Here is a 13,773-nt window from a genome sequence, read left to right as displayed (position 1 = left end):
GGCATATGGCGGGCAGGTAATTCCTAAAAAGCTAAATTTATGTTTGAACAAAATCCTCAATTAATAGATCATTTTCTCCATCCGCGCAATGTCGGCAAAATGGAAAATCCCGACGGCCTCGGCCATGTCGGTAATCCGGTGTGCGGCGATGTGATGGATTTATATATCAGAGTGAAAGACAATAAAATCATTGAAGCCAAATTCCAAACTTACGGTTGCGCGGCCGCGGTCGCTTCCACTTCGGTTTTGACCGAATTGATTATCGGCAAGACCATTGAAGAAGCACTGGAAATTTCTCATAAAAAAATATTAGATGTCTTGGGACAAGTTCCGGCCAATAAAAATCATTGCACATTTTTGGCCGAACAAGCCCTGAAATTGGCCATTGAAGATTTCCAGAAGAAACAAAAATAACAACTGTTTTTTGGATAAATAAAAAAGCGGAAAATTTTTTTTCCGCTTTTTGTTTTTAAATTTCAATTCATTGATTCTTTAATCCGGTCAGCAGTGATAACACCGTCTTTTGTGAGCTCATTGAGTTTCTGAAGATTGACAAGGTGCGAATCACATGCGCCGATTTTAACCTGCACGTAATCCGGTTCTAAACATCGATAATCAAGTTTTGCGCCCTTTGAAAACATAGCGACTATGCGTTCCCCCGCTTCCTTGCATTGCACAAATGCCGCAATGTTGTGGAGCGCAGTATGACCTTTTTCGTCGCGATCATGTGTTCCGCAAATAAAACAATTACAATGGTCCAAACCGATTCCGCGAGAACGGAAGAATTCGCCTCCACTCTCAGGTTTTTTATCGGGTCGTCCATGACTTGGAATCCCCTGACGAGGATGCGGTTGGAGTTTTGAAGCATATCCTTCTTCTCCAAAACCAAAAGATGACTCTGTTACGCCATCTGCGAGAATGCAGCAAATTTTACCACATTCTTCATCGCCACATTTCCAAGCAGCAGATCCGCCGGCTTGAATTCGTATGCTTCCGGAGCGAAACCCGCAATGAGGACATCCAAACTTTCCAAATTCACTAGCCGATACTGCGATGACAGATTCTGTCTTTTCCTTCATTTTTCCTCCCCGTCTGCCGACAATAGGCAGACTTTTGATTTTTAAGAACCATTATTATGTTTAAATAATATCATATTTTCTAAAAATGTCAAATAAAAAAAACGCCGCTACTTAATTGAGTAACGGCGTTATAAATTTCGTAAAATTACTTTCCATGGTATATATGGACGACGGAAATAGCCAACCATTCCGGGGAACATCCGCAATCGCGAATCTCAAAACCAAGACTGACCGAACCATCAGAACGATTAAAGCCTTCATTATAACCATCACCGAATTTCTTTATAAACTCTGTTGCCAAAACTCTGCCCTGTTTATAAAGTAATCCCTTAATGTGATAGACTGCATCATTAATTGATGTCTCTCCGCGAAAAGTTGTCCACGGCCCATAGCCATTAAAGTAAGAATTATTCTCGCCATTTTTCGGGCGATACCAACCACCAATAAAAATGACCGGGAAATGCTTGGTTTGGTCACTGATAACCGGCGGCAAATGAAGACTAAGATCCTTATCCTTGCGATCTATAACTTTAACCGCCAACTCCTCTTGCGAGCTTAAAACCGTTTTTATAGCAAGCCGCAAATATCGTTCAAAGGGTTCCATTGAATCCACTTCCACAATTAATTTTTGCACCATCATGTTTTTACCCTCCTTTTCAAAGTTCTGTTTTCCACGAATTCCTCGTGTCGGGAATTATCCATATATTTCAGATAATATTTTAATTTTAGCATATTTTTCGAAAATGTCAACCCTTTCGACGGGCTCAGGGTTAACCCCCTAAAAATAAAAAAATGAGCCCCGAGTGGTAAAACCACAAGGAGCTCGATTAATTATTTCGCAACTAATTTGTAAATGAAAAAAGGCAAAAAATTTAGAATCCCTTCTCTTTTCCACCATGATTTACGAGACCGAACCCGTTCTTGAGTGGAATCCTGGCAAAACCATGAATCTTCCGGATATGAATTAATTTCTTCATCACAAACCCAAACTGTTATTTTTGCTTTTGTTTCCAAAATTGCCTGCGTAAGATCTCTCTTGCAACGCCATAAATGCGGTTTGGCCGCCACAATTAAAAGATACTTAATCCCTTTCTCTTTCGCCCATTTTACGGCTGCTCGTGCAATTCGCAAGGTTGGCGGAGGATCATTAAATTCTTCACTGATATATTCCACTTTAACTTCCGGCTCAACGCGAATATCGAGTTGAGTGAATACCGGAGCCTTGACTTCAAGTGCTTTCTGCGAGGCAATGCGGGAAATTTCCTTATTTGAATTTATGGTGCTTGGTGATCCAAATGCAAATGCCACGATACCTAATTCTCCATCGTTTTCCATTTTCCCCTCCTTCTTATTTCATTTTTAAGGTGCGAACTCCTCCTTAATTAGGAACTATCTTGAGATTTCAGATAGTATTATAAATAATAGCATATTTTTCGAAAATGTCAAGTGAATAAAAAAAACAAAAATTTACAAAAATTTTTGTCATAAATGAACATTAAAATCACTGATTAATTTTCTTGACTATGCGGACGGTGGGACTCGAACCCACACGGGTTACCCCACATGGTCCTAAGCCATGCGCCTATACCAGTTCGGCTACGTCCGCCTGTTTGTAAAAAAAATACCGCCGGTCGGATTCGAACCGACACGAGCTTGCGCTCAACAGATTTTAAGTCTGTCGTGTATACCGTTCCACCACGGCGGCAGAATTATGTACTACCTAAATATTTAAATTAGACTTTTCTCTATTCTAGTTTTAAGCTGATGATAAGCCCGGCTATATCTTTTTAATCGAGACTCTCTTTGTTTGGCGTCTTCTCTGGATTTATATGATTCGTAATAAATTATTTCAAATGGACGTCTCGGTTTAGTCGCTTTGACTAATCCTTTATTATGTTCTATAAAACGTTTTTTTAAATCGTCAGTAAAACCGATGTATAATTTTTTATCTTTTTTACTTTTTAATAAATATACATAGAACATAATCAGTTGGAAGTTTTGGAGCGGGCTCCACCACCTGAATGGCAATGTATTTTTATAAATGCGGAAACATTTCTTCTAATAAATAAATCTATATTTACTTTCTCTATAATTTAATCTTTTTTTAAAAATACATGACAAGCATTTATTGCCATTCTGGTGGTGGAGCGGGTGAGCGGAGTCGAACCGCCTTCTCAACCTTGGCAAGGTTGCATAATAGCCGTTATACGACACCCGCGCTTCAATTGATATTATATTAAAAGTAAGATTTTTGTCAACCAAACAAAATTTACAACAATTCTAAAATTTTTAATTCCAATTCGTCAGATTCTGTATCATAAATGGCAAAAGTAGCTTTGTAAAACATTCCGGCCAAAGTACCGGGGTTAACCAGTCGGCACTTCTTGTCCTGAGCCAGTCGAAGGGTCTCTTCCCATGGTTTGTGAGTATGCCCGTAAAAAACAATGTCATATTTTTTACTTTCGGCCAATTTTTTTCCTTCTTCTGGGAAATGAGTAAAAGCAATTTTCTTATTTTTCATCCCCGGGCCGGCTATCTCTATCTCTCCAACTTTTCCGTGGACTGTTACATTTGGAAATTTTTTAGCGATTTCTTCAAGCAAATCCGGATCACCGACATTGCCATGAACAATATGAATTTCTCCTTGAAAATCCGGGGCAATTACTTTAGAAAGCATTGAAGGCGCGCACAAATCTCCGCAATGAATAATCAAATCAACACCCTGAGTTTTTATTATGGCCAGAGCTTTTTCCAAATTTGGGACATTGTCGTGGCTGTCTGAAATAATAGCTATTTTCATGAATTTTGTTCTTTCAACCATTTAATCACTTTTTGATTGGTCAAAAAGTTTTTTAAATAAATTCTACCAGATTCCGATTTTATATTTCCCAGTACCTCTTCTTTATTCTGATACAAATTGGATAATTTTTCAATCTCCTCTTCAACGTCTTGATCATTAACTTCTATATTCTCAAGAATGGCGATTTGCCGAATAGCCAAAGATACTTTAATCCTGTCTTCCGCTTTGGGAAGCAATCCTTTTTTAAATTCTTCTTCGGTTTTTTGAATACTTTCAAGATATTTATGAAAAATATCACCCTCGCCTCCTTGTCCGAAACCTTCTTCTTGAAGCGACATGGTAAATTCTGCAATCATTTTTTCAAATTCGTGCTCAATTAAAATTTCCGGAATTTCTTCATAATCTCCTTTTTCGGCCAGCTGTTTTAAAATTTCCAGTTCTTGGCGCTGTTCTTCTTTTGATTTTGCCTCTTTTTCAAGCGTATCCTGAACTTGTTTTTCCAAATCAACAAAAGTTTGAAATCCGAATAATTTTGAGAATTCATCATCAAGTTTCGGCAAGTCAATTTGAAAAATATTATTAACCTTGGATTTAAATTCTATATCCTTGCCGGCTAATTTTTTATCATAATGATTGGCCGGATATTTCAAGCTGAATTCTTTTGTTTCCCCTGATTTTAATCCTTCTAAATTTTTTGATAAACCGGGGATATAATAATCCTCGCCGAGAATAATGGAAAGATTCTTAACTTGGCCGTTTTCCAATGGCACTTTGTCTAAAAATAAATTTAAATCAATTTCCACGCGATCGCCTGTTTGCGCTTCGCGACTGACCAGAGTTTCTGCGGCTCGGGATTGCTGTAATTTTTTAATAGTCGCTTCCAAATCTTTGGGAGGTATCTCAATTTTTTTCTGTTGAAATTTAATTTTTTTATAATTTCCCAATTTAACTTTTGGAATCAAAGGAACGGTTAATTTGAAAACAAATGGATTATCGGGCGCCAATTTCTTGATTTCAACGGTTGGCGGACCGGCCGGATTTATTTTTTCTTTTTCAATAACTTCGGCATATTTTCGATTCATCGCTTCTTCAGCTGCTTGTTCCAAAATTTTCGCCTCGTCTATGCTTTGCTTAACCAAATTCGCGGGAGCCTTGCCCGGTCTAAAACCGTCAATTTTCAAACCTTTTGCCAAATCTTCCAGAGCTTTGTCGTAGAATTCTTTCATTTCTTCCGGAGACATTTCAATATTAATTTCCAATAAATTTTTAGGGAGTTTTTTTGTTGATAAATTCATAAATTATTTTAATTATATGACAAAAACCGCGAAATAATTACAACAAAAACGCGGCACTTTTTAAATCATAAGAACTTTATTCGGATTCTTTTTCAGATGATTCAGATTTTTCTTTTTTAACTTCTTCTGTGGTTGCTTCAACTTCCTCTTCTTCGGAAAGTTGAACTTCAATTTTATAACCGGTTAATCTGGAAGCAAGTCTGACATTTTGTCCGGCTCGTCCAATTGCCAAAGATAATTGATTTTTCCTGACTTTAACGGAAACTTCTTTATTTTTTTCATCAATTTTAAGCGAAACCGTTTTAGCCGGCGCGAGAGCATTGGCAATAAACTTTTTAGGATCTTCGGAATATTCGATAATATCTATTTTTTCTCCGCCGATTTCAGAAATAATGGTTTGAATTCTCGCTCCTTTTTGGCCAATACATGAACCAATGGGATCCAAATTCTTTTCCGAAGTGAAAACGGCAATTTTGGAACGCGAACCGGCTTCTCTGGCAATAACTTTTATCTCCACCGTGCCGGAAGCTATTTCAGGGATTTCCGATCTGAATAATTCTTTCAAAATATCCGGATGGCGGCGCGAAACAATGATTTCCGGCCCTTTATTGGTTTCAGAAACCATTAAAATATAAACTTTTATTTTTTGACCCGGCCAATATCTTTCTTCTTGAACTTGCTCCGTATAAGGCAAAACAGCCGTGGCGTCTTGCAAATCAATCAAAATAACATTTCTTTCCAGCCTTTGGACAACCGCGTCAACCACTTGTTTTTCTTGGCTTTTATAATTTTGAAATACCGCGCTTCGTTCAATTTCTTTTAATCTTTGAACAATGACTTGTTTGGCGGTTTGAGCGGCGATTCGGCCAAAATCACTGTGAATTTCCAATTCTGTTTTTATAATATCCCCTATTTTATATTTTTTGCTGATTTTTTTTGCATCGGAAAGTTGAAGTTCGGTTCTCGGATTAAAATGTTTTTCTTCTTTCTCTTCTTGAGGTTCAACCGGCAAAACTTCTTCTTCGGATTTTTTTGATTTCTTTTTGGTCTTTTTTTCTTTAACCGCCACTTCTTCTGTCGCAGATTCATCTTCTATCTCCGGCAAATCTTCAACTACGGTTTTAATGTCAAAAACCCGCATTTTTCCGGTTTCCGGGTCAAATTCAACTTTAACATCTTGATTTTTTTGACCAAAATCTCTCCGATAAGCAGCACTAAGCGCTTGTTCAATTGCGCCCACGACTTGCTCTTTGGAAAGTTTTTTTTCTTGGCAAATCTGATCGATTGCCGCTAAAATTGGTGAAGCCATAATTTTAATTTTAAAAAATAAATTTAAGAAAAAATCTAGTTTAGATTTTCTAAACTAGTTTATATGTTTATATTACCTTAAAATAAGTAAAAAAGCAAGAGATTGAAAATGTTTTTATCCACACCTGCTTAAAACACCAGAATATATTTCAAAATTTAGGGGTTGACCCCGCCCAAGTTTTTTGCAAAAAAATTTAGGCGGGGGTTGACGATTTTGAAAATTTACCTATAATTATAACTAAGTTCAGTTCATTGAAAAAAGGAGGAAAAATGAAAAGAGTTAAGGAAGTTTCACACCAGCAGTTGAGAAACAATATTAACCCTCGTAGCTTGCCTGATTTAAAAGATTTAACGCCTCTCTTGCCTTTCTTGGGCCAACCGGAAGCGAAAGAATCGATTAAATTTGGAATTAACATCCCCGGTCATATTTTTGTTACAAGACAACATAATAGCGGTGGAGTAACATCAACCTTGGAATCTTGCAAAAAGACCAGCCAAGAACAATCAAAAAGTTATCATCCTCAAGATTTAGTTTATCTTTACAATTTTGATGATGAAGCTAACCCTATTTTAATTATCTTGTCTCAAGGCGAAGGGAATAAACTCCAAGGAAAAATGATGTCTCTGTCAGACGCTCTAATCGAAAAAATTTCTGCTCTTCTCCGAGAAGAGGCGCATTTGGCCAAAAAACATATTATCGCAAAGGGGCCAAACGAAAGAATAGAAGGGTTAAAAAAAGACTTGGAGAATAAATGTCTTAAACTTGGGTTCGCTCTGATTCCAAGCAAGAATGGCTACGGTTTTGAAGTATTACCTATATCCAAAAAAAATCCGAATACGATAATGAGCGGGGACGAAATGGATCAATTAAAGGACAAAGAAAGGAAAGAACTTGTAATAAAAAGAGAAGAATTGATAAATGCAGTAAATGAAATGATCAGAAAAATGCGAGAGACACTTAAAGAAGGCGAGGCAAAAATAATGGAATTTGAGGAATCTGAAATCAAAAAAATAGTTAACAATCTTTTTTCTCCCCTACTTGAAGATTGCTTGAATCCTATTATTCAAAAATATCTGACAGGGCTCCAAGATTTTACTCTGACTCATATTGATTTTTTCATGCCGCCGTCAAATGGAAATGAAATACCAAAAGGAACAGAGGTTAAATTTAGCACTGAAAATGAGGGATATCTTCCGGAATTTCAAATTAATGTTCTGGTTGACAGCAGTGATCAAAAGTGTCCGCCGGTTATTGTGGAAAAACATCCGACCTATCTCAATCTGTTTGGACAAATTCATCTTCAAAAAGTTGAAGGAGAATTGATTACCGATCATATGTTAATCAAGCCGGGTTCATTAATCAAGGCTAACGGAGGATATTTGATAATCAAAATGGATGATTTGGATGGCGTTATCTGGAAAAAACTAAAAAAGTGTTTGGAGTATAACATGGTAAAAATAGAAGATGTGGGCGAATATATCGGGTATGAAAAAAGAATTGAGCTCAATCCTGATTCAGTGCCGATTAATGTAAAGGTGATTATTATCGGTGAACCGGAGATTTATAATTTATTGGTTGAATATGATCATGATTTTACCAGAATTTTCAACATTAAGGCTGAATTCAGTTCAACAATGACTCTTAATCCTGAAAATCTTAAGGGTTATGCTCAATTTGTAGCTGATTACTCTCAAAAAAATAATTTACTCAGTTTTGAAAAATCAGCAATAGCAAAAATCATTGAATACGGATCCAGAGAGGTTGAAGATCAAAAAAAACTGTCTACAAAATTCGGTCAAATCGGCAACCTGATGATTGAAGCAAATTATTGGGCAAAGGACATGGGCAATAAAACGGTTCAAGATATTCATATCAAAATGGCTATTGAGAAAAAAAGACGGAGATGCAATTTGAAAGAGAGAAGATATCAGGAAATGATAGAAAAGAATATTTTTTTCGTAGACACAAGAGGGTTAAAAACCGGAGAAATTAATTTTTTAGAAATTTGTACTTCTGGAGATTATGAATTCGGTATTCCGGGTAAATTTACGGCCACAATTTCCATTGGTGAAGGAGGGGTAATTAATATTGATCGAGAAGTAGGCTTAACCGGACCAATCTTTGATAAAGCGGTTTTAATCCTGAGCGGATACATGAATGGAACTTTTGCCAAAAAAATTCCATTTTGCCTGAAAGCCAGTTTATGCAGTGAACAAAACTATGGAGAAATTGAGGGAGATTCGGCAACTTTAGCTGAAACAGCCGCCCTTATTTCCGCCATATCCAGAGTACCTATCAAACAATCTTTGGCTATTACCGGTTCAATGAACCAAAAAGGTAAAGCTCAACCCATTGGTGGAGCCAATACAAAGATTGAAGGATTTTTTGATGTTTGCCATAAAAGAGGCTTGACCGGCAGCCAGGGTGTGATTATACCAAACGCCAATCTGAAAGATTTGATGCTCAGGGAAGATATAGTTGAGGCGGTTAAAAACAAAAAATTCCATATTTATGCGGTTAAAACTATTGATGAGGCAATAGAAATTTTAACCGGGAAAGAAATTAAAGAAGTCCACAAGAAAATACTGAGAGTAATGAAAGAAATGTACAATTCGATCAAGGAAGACACCCCTCAATTGCTTTGGGGGAAGAAAAAAAAGAATTAGAATAAAACAATAGAGCCCGTATCAACAAATTGATACGGGCTCCTTTTTTTACTTAAATTTTACTCAAAAATCGGCATATCCGGATAATGGCGGATTTTTACTTCCGGTTTTTGATCCGGCAAAAATTGTTTTAGAACATCAATGGCGATCAGGTCAACTCGGATGGGCTCGTTTTGAAAATTATTTTTCCATAAATAACTTTGAATCGCCCGCTGCATTTTTTTCTTTTTGTGAAAATTAAATTCTTCTTCCGGCAGACCGGTTTCATGATTTGATTTTGTTTTAACTTCAATAAAAATAAGCTCACCATCTTTGCGAGCTATAATATCAATCTCTCCGACTCTCCCGGTTTTAAGATTGCGTTCAATAATTTTATATCCCTGTTTTTCCAAAAATTCAACCGCTAAATCTTCTCCCAAATTTCCCAATAATTGCTTTTGGGTTTTCATTCCGATTATTTATTTTACAAAAACAAGAGTGTAATGATACGGTCCGGCGTCAAATTCTTGCTCAAATTTCAATCCGGCGGATTGAGCGTATTTCTTGACTTCTTCCTGGCTTATTCTTTCTTCCGCCACCGGGCCGAAAGGAACGGCGATTTTTTTCCAATCAGTGACTTCAAGTTTGCCGCCTTTTTTTAAAATCCTGGCCGCTTCTTTAAGAATAGAATCCCCTTTTTTGGTCTGAAAAAGCACATTATTAATCATTACCAAATCAATAATTTCATTTGGAATTTTAGTCGCGCTGGGAATTTCCAGATTGGCCCAAATTGTTTTTAAATTTGAAATCCCAAATAATTTAGCCATACTCTCCACATTTTGAAGCGCGGTTTGGATAATATCTACGGCATAAACCGTGCCTTGAGGACCGACTAATTTCGCCGCTTGCAAAGAAAAATATCCGCGTCGGCCGCAGCCGAGATCGGCCACCGCCATTTTTTCGGCAATGCCGATTTTTTCCAATAATGTTTTGGAGTCAATTAATTCCTTTCCTCCGGGAATTTTTGTTGTATCCATATATTTTAATATTAATATTTTATTTAAAAAGTTTTGGGATAAAAAATAATTGTCAAAAGAGTAAAAAATACATTAACCGCGGCGAGAATCAAAAAATTCTCTAAACCGATTAAAAGCGATATTCCGCTAACAAAAGAAGCAAGACAAAATAAAGCTGCGGCCGCGATGGCTCCGACTGCATATTTAATTGGTAGTCTGCCTATCCAAACTTTGTGCCAAGTCGCTTGGAGCGGGCCGAATTTTTTAAGCGAGTGGTGCGGATTTAAAATAAACCAAAGAAAATCCCAGACCACGGTGAAGAAAACAAAAAATCCCATCAGCAGCAATTCATTGGCGAGCGACCATTTCGCAAACCACAAATACGGCCAGTGGAACATTAAAAGAAGAAAAATTATCAACACAAGATGATAACCGGTCAATTCTTCACCTTTATTAACTTTTTTAAAAAGACGTCCAAGCCAATGCGCATTGCCCGGTCGCCAAGTCGGTATCTTGGCTGCCCAGCCATTGGGACCTTCAATTTGAATTTCCAAAACCGCGAGCGCGAAAGACATTAAAAAGAAATAAATGCTTTGCAATAAAATCACATTCATAAATTATTTATTAATTTAATAATAACTTCGTCGCTTAAAAAAATTTATTTATTAGGATTTGAAACTCTGCCGAAAAATAAAATATTTCCATTATCTTTGTCTTGAATCACAAATATAAATGGGTGGTCTGCTTGAAAGACAGGAATTTTTTGTGGTGGCGGGGCGGAAGTTATACCCATTGAAATGCCGGTCGCGGCTGCTGCTTCGGTACCCTCTTCATTCACATCAACAAAAGCCTGATGAATTACATTTTGAATTGATAAATTTTTTGTTCCGTCCATGCCTGAAAAATCAGCATTACTCGTAAAAGCCGTAGGCATACCCATTTTCGCCAATGTATTATTCATAAAATATTTCATGTCAAAAGTAAATTTTGGCATAAATACATCAACGCGTTGTTCTTGTAATTTACTTTTCCAGTCGTTTATTTTTTCCAAGGACATTGAATTTTCAAATAATGATAAATCTTCATTCTTTGGAAGCAAAACCATCATTGATAATTTGTCCCCCTTATAAGTCATTTCAAGGACTTGTAAATCATCTGTTTCCGTATAATTGAATTTCGCGTCTTTATCTGCTCGTTGCATCATTGAAATCTTGACTGTATTCGCGGGGCTTACCCGGAAATCTTCATCTCTGGTTTTATTTTTTTCAAATTGCTTAATCCATGTTCCCTTGAAATAAATCGCGTTTGTGAGAACAAGGCGGGTCATACTATCTATAGAACCCTGAGGAAACAAGTTTTTTATTTTGTCATTGGTTCTATCCTCTACCCATTTATTTATTGTTTGTCTTGATGCTTCGGTTGAATTTTTAAAATCAACATTAGTCGCCTTTCCTGCGTAATATTGCTCTAAAGTTGCAAGATAATCATTTAAGAATTTATAATCATTTTGAGCCCACAGAGCATTGGCAATACTAAGTTGGTATTTTGCGTCCGGCTTATTGATTTGATTGTGAATTGCCGCAAAAGCAGATCTTCGCAAATTGCTATCAACGGGAAAATGAAATACTAACTGCATTTCTTCCGCGGTTGTCCCGCGCGCTCCTTCGTAAGTCATCGCCAAAGCGGTTGAGATACTGTATGGTGAAAAGAAAATATTTCCCTCGCTGCTTTTTAATTGCGAGTAAAGATCTAAGGCGAATTGGTTATTTGCGCTTATTATTGAATTTATTCCTTCCGGTGTCGATCCTTTGTCATCAATAACAGGCGCGGGAGTTGGCGTAAGTTTTTGATTTTTAAAATAATAAATACTCGCCCCGACAAAAACAATTATGATTATTACTAAAATAATAATTTTTTTATTCATATATAATTAATTTTATTTTGAAATTATTTCTAAATTAATTTGGTGGACCGGAGGGGACTCGAACCCCTGACCTCCTCGTTGCAAACGAGGCGCTCTACCAGCTGAGACTACCGGCCCTCACATAGAAATTATCAAAGAATTTTTAATTCTTTTTAAAAAACTATTCATTATTTCCCGCCAAGCCGAAAAGTTTGGCAATGCCATTTAAAATATCTTCCCAAATTCCGCTGATTACAAAAAGTCCAAGTACGACAACCGCCAAACCCAATAATTTATAAAATAACCGACTGCCGCCGTCACCGCCCAATTTTTGTTCAGCCCATTCCACCGGACCAATTGTTCGTAAAAGCCATTCACTGTTTAAAGTCAAAATAACTCCGACAGCAATTATTCCGAGACCGGCAAAAAAATGAGACATAAAATTTAAATTTAAAAGTTAGAAATGGGCGCAGATGGTATCGAACCATCGACCCCGACTTTATAAGAGTCGTGCTCTACCACTGAGCTATGCGCCCGTCAAAAATTAAATAGCGATAAAACTATATTAGCATTTTAACTCAATTTGTCAAAATTATAGCCCCCTAATTTATAGGGGGCTAATTTAAATTATTTTAACCTCTTCCGAAATTTATCAAAATAACGTAAAAAGTTAACCACTATCAACTCATTTTTGCATTTTGAACAATTAATATGCATATTGTCTTCATCTTCAAAAGTGTTTACTGAAACAAGTTCTTGACATTGCGGACACCAATGAAGACCTGCGATTATTTCTTTCAGATTGACAGTGCGCTTCTTTTTATCTTTCGGATATTTTTCTTTCATTTTTTCCTCCTTTAAAGAACGCCTTAATTATAAGAATAACATTAAATTTAAAAATGTCAACTCCGCGCTTTTGAGAGCGCGGAGTTGATTGAATAATTAAATTTAGATAAATTAAAATTTAAAATTTTCAGCAAATTTACCGATAATCGGCAATGGTTTTTCTTCCCCCTTGGAAGCATTCATAATACCGATAATCATCAAAACAAACACAAAAAGATCAAGCAATTGGCCAATTCTCCATAAACTCCAAGGAAGAAAAGAACTTAATATCCATACAATGATTCCAGTAATTAGAAGAGTTAATCCTTGTTTAACATGAAATTTGACAAAAGGATCATTCTTCGCGTCGGTGAGTAAAGGAACGAAAAAAATAATATAGGCAATAATCGCCATGCCTGTATTTTTTTGCTGAGTTGGCTTTTGATTTGTTTCTTCCATAAATTTTTTAAATTAAGTTATAATTAAGTAATTTAATTATAGCACTAATAATAAAAAACAAAATAGATTCCCGTAAAGGAATCTATTTTTAAACTCGGCATCGACCTACTCTCGCCCCGAAGGACTACCATCAGCCCTGGATAGCTTAACTTCTGTGTTCGAAATGGGAACAGGTGTTGCCTATCCGGTAGAGACACCGAGAAATATATTTTATCGAAAAATAAAAATTAAATAATGCACAACACTTACTTTTGTGAACTAAGTGGTGAATTAGAAATTCGACTGATTAGTACTCTTTAGCTAAATCCATTACTGGACTTACACCGAGAGCCTATCAACCCGGTAATCTTCCGGGAGTCTATTGCCTTGCGGCTACGAAACCTAATTTAAGAGACGGTTTCATGCTTATATGCTTTCAGCATTTATCCGTACCGAACATAGC

The 13,773-nt window shown here is 36.5% G+C and carries 16 protein-coding genes, 5 tRNA genes and 2 rRNA genes; 2 read left to right on the top strand and 21 right to left on the bottom strand.

Annotated elements, in window-relative coordinates:
• The first annotated feature begins 39 nt into the window (after positions 1-39).
• A complete protein-coding gene (locus PHF10_03145) occupies positions 40-414 on the top strand; it encodes an iron-sulfur cluster assembly scaffold protein (protein MDD5534720.1) in 375 nt (124 codons plus the stop codon).
• 62 nt (positions 415-476) lie between these two features.
• Here PHF10_03145 and PHF10_03140 read toward each other — a convergent pair whose 3' ends face one another.
• From PHF10_03140 to nusA, 10 genes are all read right to left on the bottom strand, one after another.
• Positions 477-1,079 carry a hypothetical protein gene (locus tag PHF10_03140; GenBank protein ID MDD5534719.1) on the bottom strand — a complete coding sequence of 201 codons (603 nt, stop codon included), beginning with the start codon at positions 1,077-1,079 and terminating at the stop codon, positions 477-479.
• A gap of 145 nt (positions 1,080-1,224) precedes the next feature.
• A complete protein-coding gene (locus PHF10_03135; GenBank protein ID MDD5534718.1) occupies positions 1,225-1,716 on the bottom strand; it encodes a hypothetical protein in 492 nt (163 codons plus the stop codon).
• 194 nt (positions 1,717-1,910) lie between these two features.
• A complete protein-coding gene (locus tag PHF10_03130) occupies positions 1,911-2,414 on the bottom strand; it encodes a hypothetical protein (protein MDD5534717.1) in 504 nt (167 codons plus the stop codon).
• 189 nt (positions 2,415-2,603) lie between these two features.
• Positions 2,604-2,685, bottom strand: a tRNA-Leu gene (locus tag PHF10_03125).
• Between the two features lie 16 nt (positions 2,686-2,701).
• Positions 2,702-2,784, bottom strand: a tRNA-Leu gene (locus tag PHF10_03120).
• Positions 2,785-2,807: 23 nt separating this feature from the next.
• A complete protein-coding gene (locus PHF10_03115) occupies positions 2,808-3,062 on the bottom strand; it encodes a GIY-YIG nuclease family protein (GenBank protein ID MDD5534716.1) in 255 nt (84 codons plus the stop codon).
• A gap of 160 nt (positions 3,063-3,222) precedes the next feature.
• Positions 3,223-3,297: transfer RNA gene (locus PHF10_03110), tRNA-Gly, on the bottom strand.
• A gap of 51 nt (positions 3,298-3,348) precedes the next feature.
• Positions 3,349-3,900, bottom strand: a complete 552-nt coding sequence (locus PHF10_03105; protein MDD5534715.1) for a metallophosphoesterase family protein — start codon at positions 3,898-3,900, stop codon at positions 3,349-3,351.
• On the bottom strand, positions 3,876-5,174 hold the full coding sequence (gene tig / locus PHF10_03100; GenBank protein MDD5534714.1) for a trigger factor: 1,299 nt from the start codon (positions 5,172-5,174) through the stop codon (positions 3,876-3,878). The genes PHF10_03105 and tig overlap by 25 nt, the downstream gene beginning before the upstream one ends.
• Positions 5,175-5,250: 76 nt before the next feature.
• A complete protein-coding gene (gene nusA / locus PHF10_03095; GenBank protein MDD5534713.1) occupies positions 5,251-6,483 on the bottom strand; it encodes a transcription termination factor NusA in 1,233 nt (410 codons plus the stop codon).
• Between the two features lie 269 nt (positions 6,484-6,752).
• On the opposite strand from nusA, the gene PHF10_03090 reads away from it, so the two are divergent.
• On the top strand, positions 6,753-9,149 hold the full coding sequence (locus tag PHF10_03090) for an ATP-binding protein (GenBank protein ID MDD5534712.1): 2,397 nt from the start codon (positions 6,753-6,755) through the stop codon (positions 9,147-9,149).
• A 59-nt stretch (positions 9,150-9,208) separates the two neighbouring features.
• On the opposite strand, the gene PHF10_03085 is transcribed toward PHF10_03090, so the two are convergent.
• The 11 genes from PHF10_03085 to PHF10_03035 all read right to left on the bottom strand — a co-directional run.
• A complete protein-coding gene (locus PHF10_03085) occupies positions 9,209-9,598 on the bottom strand; it encodes a YraN family protein (GenBank protein MDD5534711.1) in 390 nt (129 codons plus the stop codon).
• A 9-nt stretch (positions 9,599-9,607) separates the two neighbouring features.
• On the bottom strand, positions 9,608-10,165 hold the full coding sequence (locus PHF10_03080; GenBank protein ID MDD5534710.1) for a methyltransferase domain-containing protein: 558 nt from the start codon (positions 10,163-10,165) through the stop codon (positions 9,608-9,610).
• A gap of 23 nt (positions 10,166-10,188) precedes the next feature.
• The gene (locus PHF10_03075) at positions 10,189-10,758 is read right to left on the bottom strand and encodes a hypothetical protein (GenBank protein ID MDD5534709.1); all 570 of its coding nucleotides are present in this window, start codon (positions 10,756-10,758) and stop codon (positions 10,189-10,191) included.
• A 44-nt stretch (positions 10,759-10,802) separates the two neighbouring features.
• Complete coding sequence (locus tag PHF10_03070; GenBank protein MDD5534708.1) at positions 10,803-12,068, bottom strand: serpin family protein; 1,266 nt, start codon at positions 12,066-12,068, stop codon at positions 10,803-10,805.
• A 40-nt stretch (positions 12,069-12,108) separates the two neighbouring features.
• A tRNA-Ala gene (locus PHF10_03065) sits at positions 12,109-12,185 on the bottom strand.
• 43 nt (positions 12,186-12,228) lie between these two features.
• On the bottom strand, positions 12,229-12,486 hold the full coding sequence (locus tag PHF10_03060) for a hypothetical protein (protein MDD5534707.1): 258 nt from the start codon (positions 12,484-12,486) through the stop codon (positions 12,229-12,231).
• 25 nt (positions 12,487-12,511) lie between these two features.
• Positions 12,512-12,583: transfer RNA gene (locus PHF10_03055), tRNA-Ile, on the bottom strand.
• 91 nt (positions 12,584-12,674) lie between these two features.
• Positions 12,675-12,893, bottom strand: a complete 219-nt coding sequence (locus PHF10_03050; GenBank protein ID MDD5534706.1) for a hypothetical protein — start codon at positions 12,891-12,893, stop codon at positions 12,675-12,677.
• A gap of 111 nt (positions 12,894-13,004) precedes the next feature.
• A complete protein-coding gene (locus PHF10_03045) occupies positions 13,005-13,331 on the bottom strand; it encodes a hypothetical protein (protein MDD5534705.1) in 327 nt (108 codons plus the stop codon).
• Between the two features lie 92 nt (positions 13,332-13,423).
• Positions 13,424-13,532: ribosomal RNA gene (gene rrf / locus PHF10_03040) — 5S ribosomal RNA — on the bottom strand.
• Between the two features lie 64 nt (positions 13,533-13,596).
• A 23S ribosomal RNA gene (locus PHF10_03035) occupies positions 13,597-13,773 on the bottom strand; the annotation flags it as partial.

The sequence above is a fragment of the Patescibacteria group bacterium genome (genome assembly GCA_028716665.1).
In the GTDB taxonomy this organism is placed as follows: Bacteria; Patescibacteriota; Patescibacteriia; order UBA2591; family JAQUPP01; genus JAQUPP01.
Note: the sequence above shows the minus strand (reverse complement) of the source record. Positions and strands in the feature narration are given on the sequence as shown.

What these genes read in the sequence shown, in the direction of transcription:
- PHF10_03145 (MDD5534720.1), top strand. Translation starts at nt 40, where the DNA reads ATGTTTGAACAAAATCCTCAATTAATAGATCATTTTCTCCATCCGCGC.
- PHF10_03140 (MDD5534719.1), bottom strand. Translation starts at nt 1,079, where the DNA reads ATGAAGGAAAAGACAGAATCTGTCATCGCAGTATCGGCTAGTGAATTT.
- PHF10_03135 (MDD5534718.1), bottom strand. Translation starts at nt 1,716, where the DNA reads ATGGTGCAAAAATTAATTGTGGAAGTGGATTCAATGGAACCCTTTGAA.
- PHF10_03130 (MDD5534717.1), bottom strand. Translation starts at nt 2,414, where the DNA reads ATGGAAAACGATGGAGAATTAGGTATCGTGGCATTTGCATTTGGATCA.
- PHF10_03115 (MDD5534716.1), bottom strand. Translation starts at nt 3,062, where the DNA reads ATGTTCTATGTATATTTATTAAAAAGTAAAAAAGATAAAAAATTATAC.
- PHF10_03105 (MDD5534715.1), bottom strand. Translation starts at nt 3,900, where the DNA reads ATGGTTGAAAGAACAAAATTCATGAAAATAGCTATTATTTCAGACAGC.
- tig (MDD5534714.1), bottom strand. Translation starts at nt 5,174, where the DNA reads ATGAATTTATCAACAAAAAAACTCCCTAAAAATTTATTGGAAATTAAT.
- nusA (MDD5534713.1), bottom strand. Translation starts at nt 6,483, where the DNA reads ATGGCTTCACCAATTTTAGCGGCAATCGATCAGATTTGCCAAGAAAAA.
- PHF10_03090 (MDD5534712.1), top strand. Translation starts at nt 6,753, where the DNA reads ATGAAAAGAGTTAAGGAAGTTTCACACCAGCAGTTGAGAAACAATATT.
- PHF10_03085 (MDD5534711.1), bottom strand. Translation starts at nt 9,598, where the DNA reads ATGAAAACCCAAAAGCAATTATTGGGAAATTTGGGAGAAGATTTAGCG.
- PHF10_03080 (MDD5534710.1), bottom strand. Translation starts at nt 10,165, where the DNA reads ATGGATACAACAAAAATTCCCGGAGGAAAGGAATTAATTGACTCCAAA.
- PHF10_03075 (MDD5534709.1), bottom strand. Translation starts at nt 10,758, where the DNA reads ATGAATGTGATTTTATTGCAAAGCATTTATTTCTTTTTAATGTCTTTC.
- PHF10_03070 (MDD5534708.1), bottom strand. Translation starts at nt 12,068, where the DNA reads ATGAATAAAAAAATTATTATTTTAGTAATAATCATAATTGTTTTTGTC.
- PHF10_03060 (MDD5534707.1), bottom strand. Translation starts at nt 12,486, where the DNA reads ATGTCTCATTTTTTTGCCGGTCTCGGAATAATTGCTGTCGGAGTTATT.
- PHF10_03050 (MDD5534706.1), bottom strand. Translation starts at nt 12,893, where the DNA reads ATGAAAGAAAAATATCCGAAAGATAAAAAGAAGCGCACTGTCAATCTG.
- PHF10_03045 (MDD5534705.1), bottom strand. Translation starts at nt 13,331, where the DNA reads ATGGAAGAAACAAATCAAAAGCCAACTCAGCAAAAAAATACAGGCATG.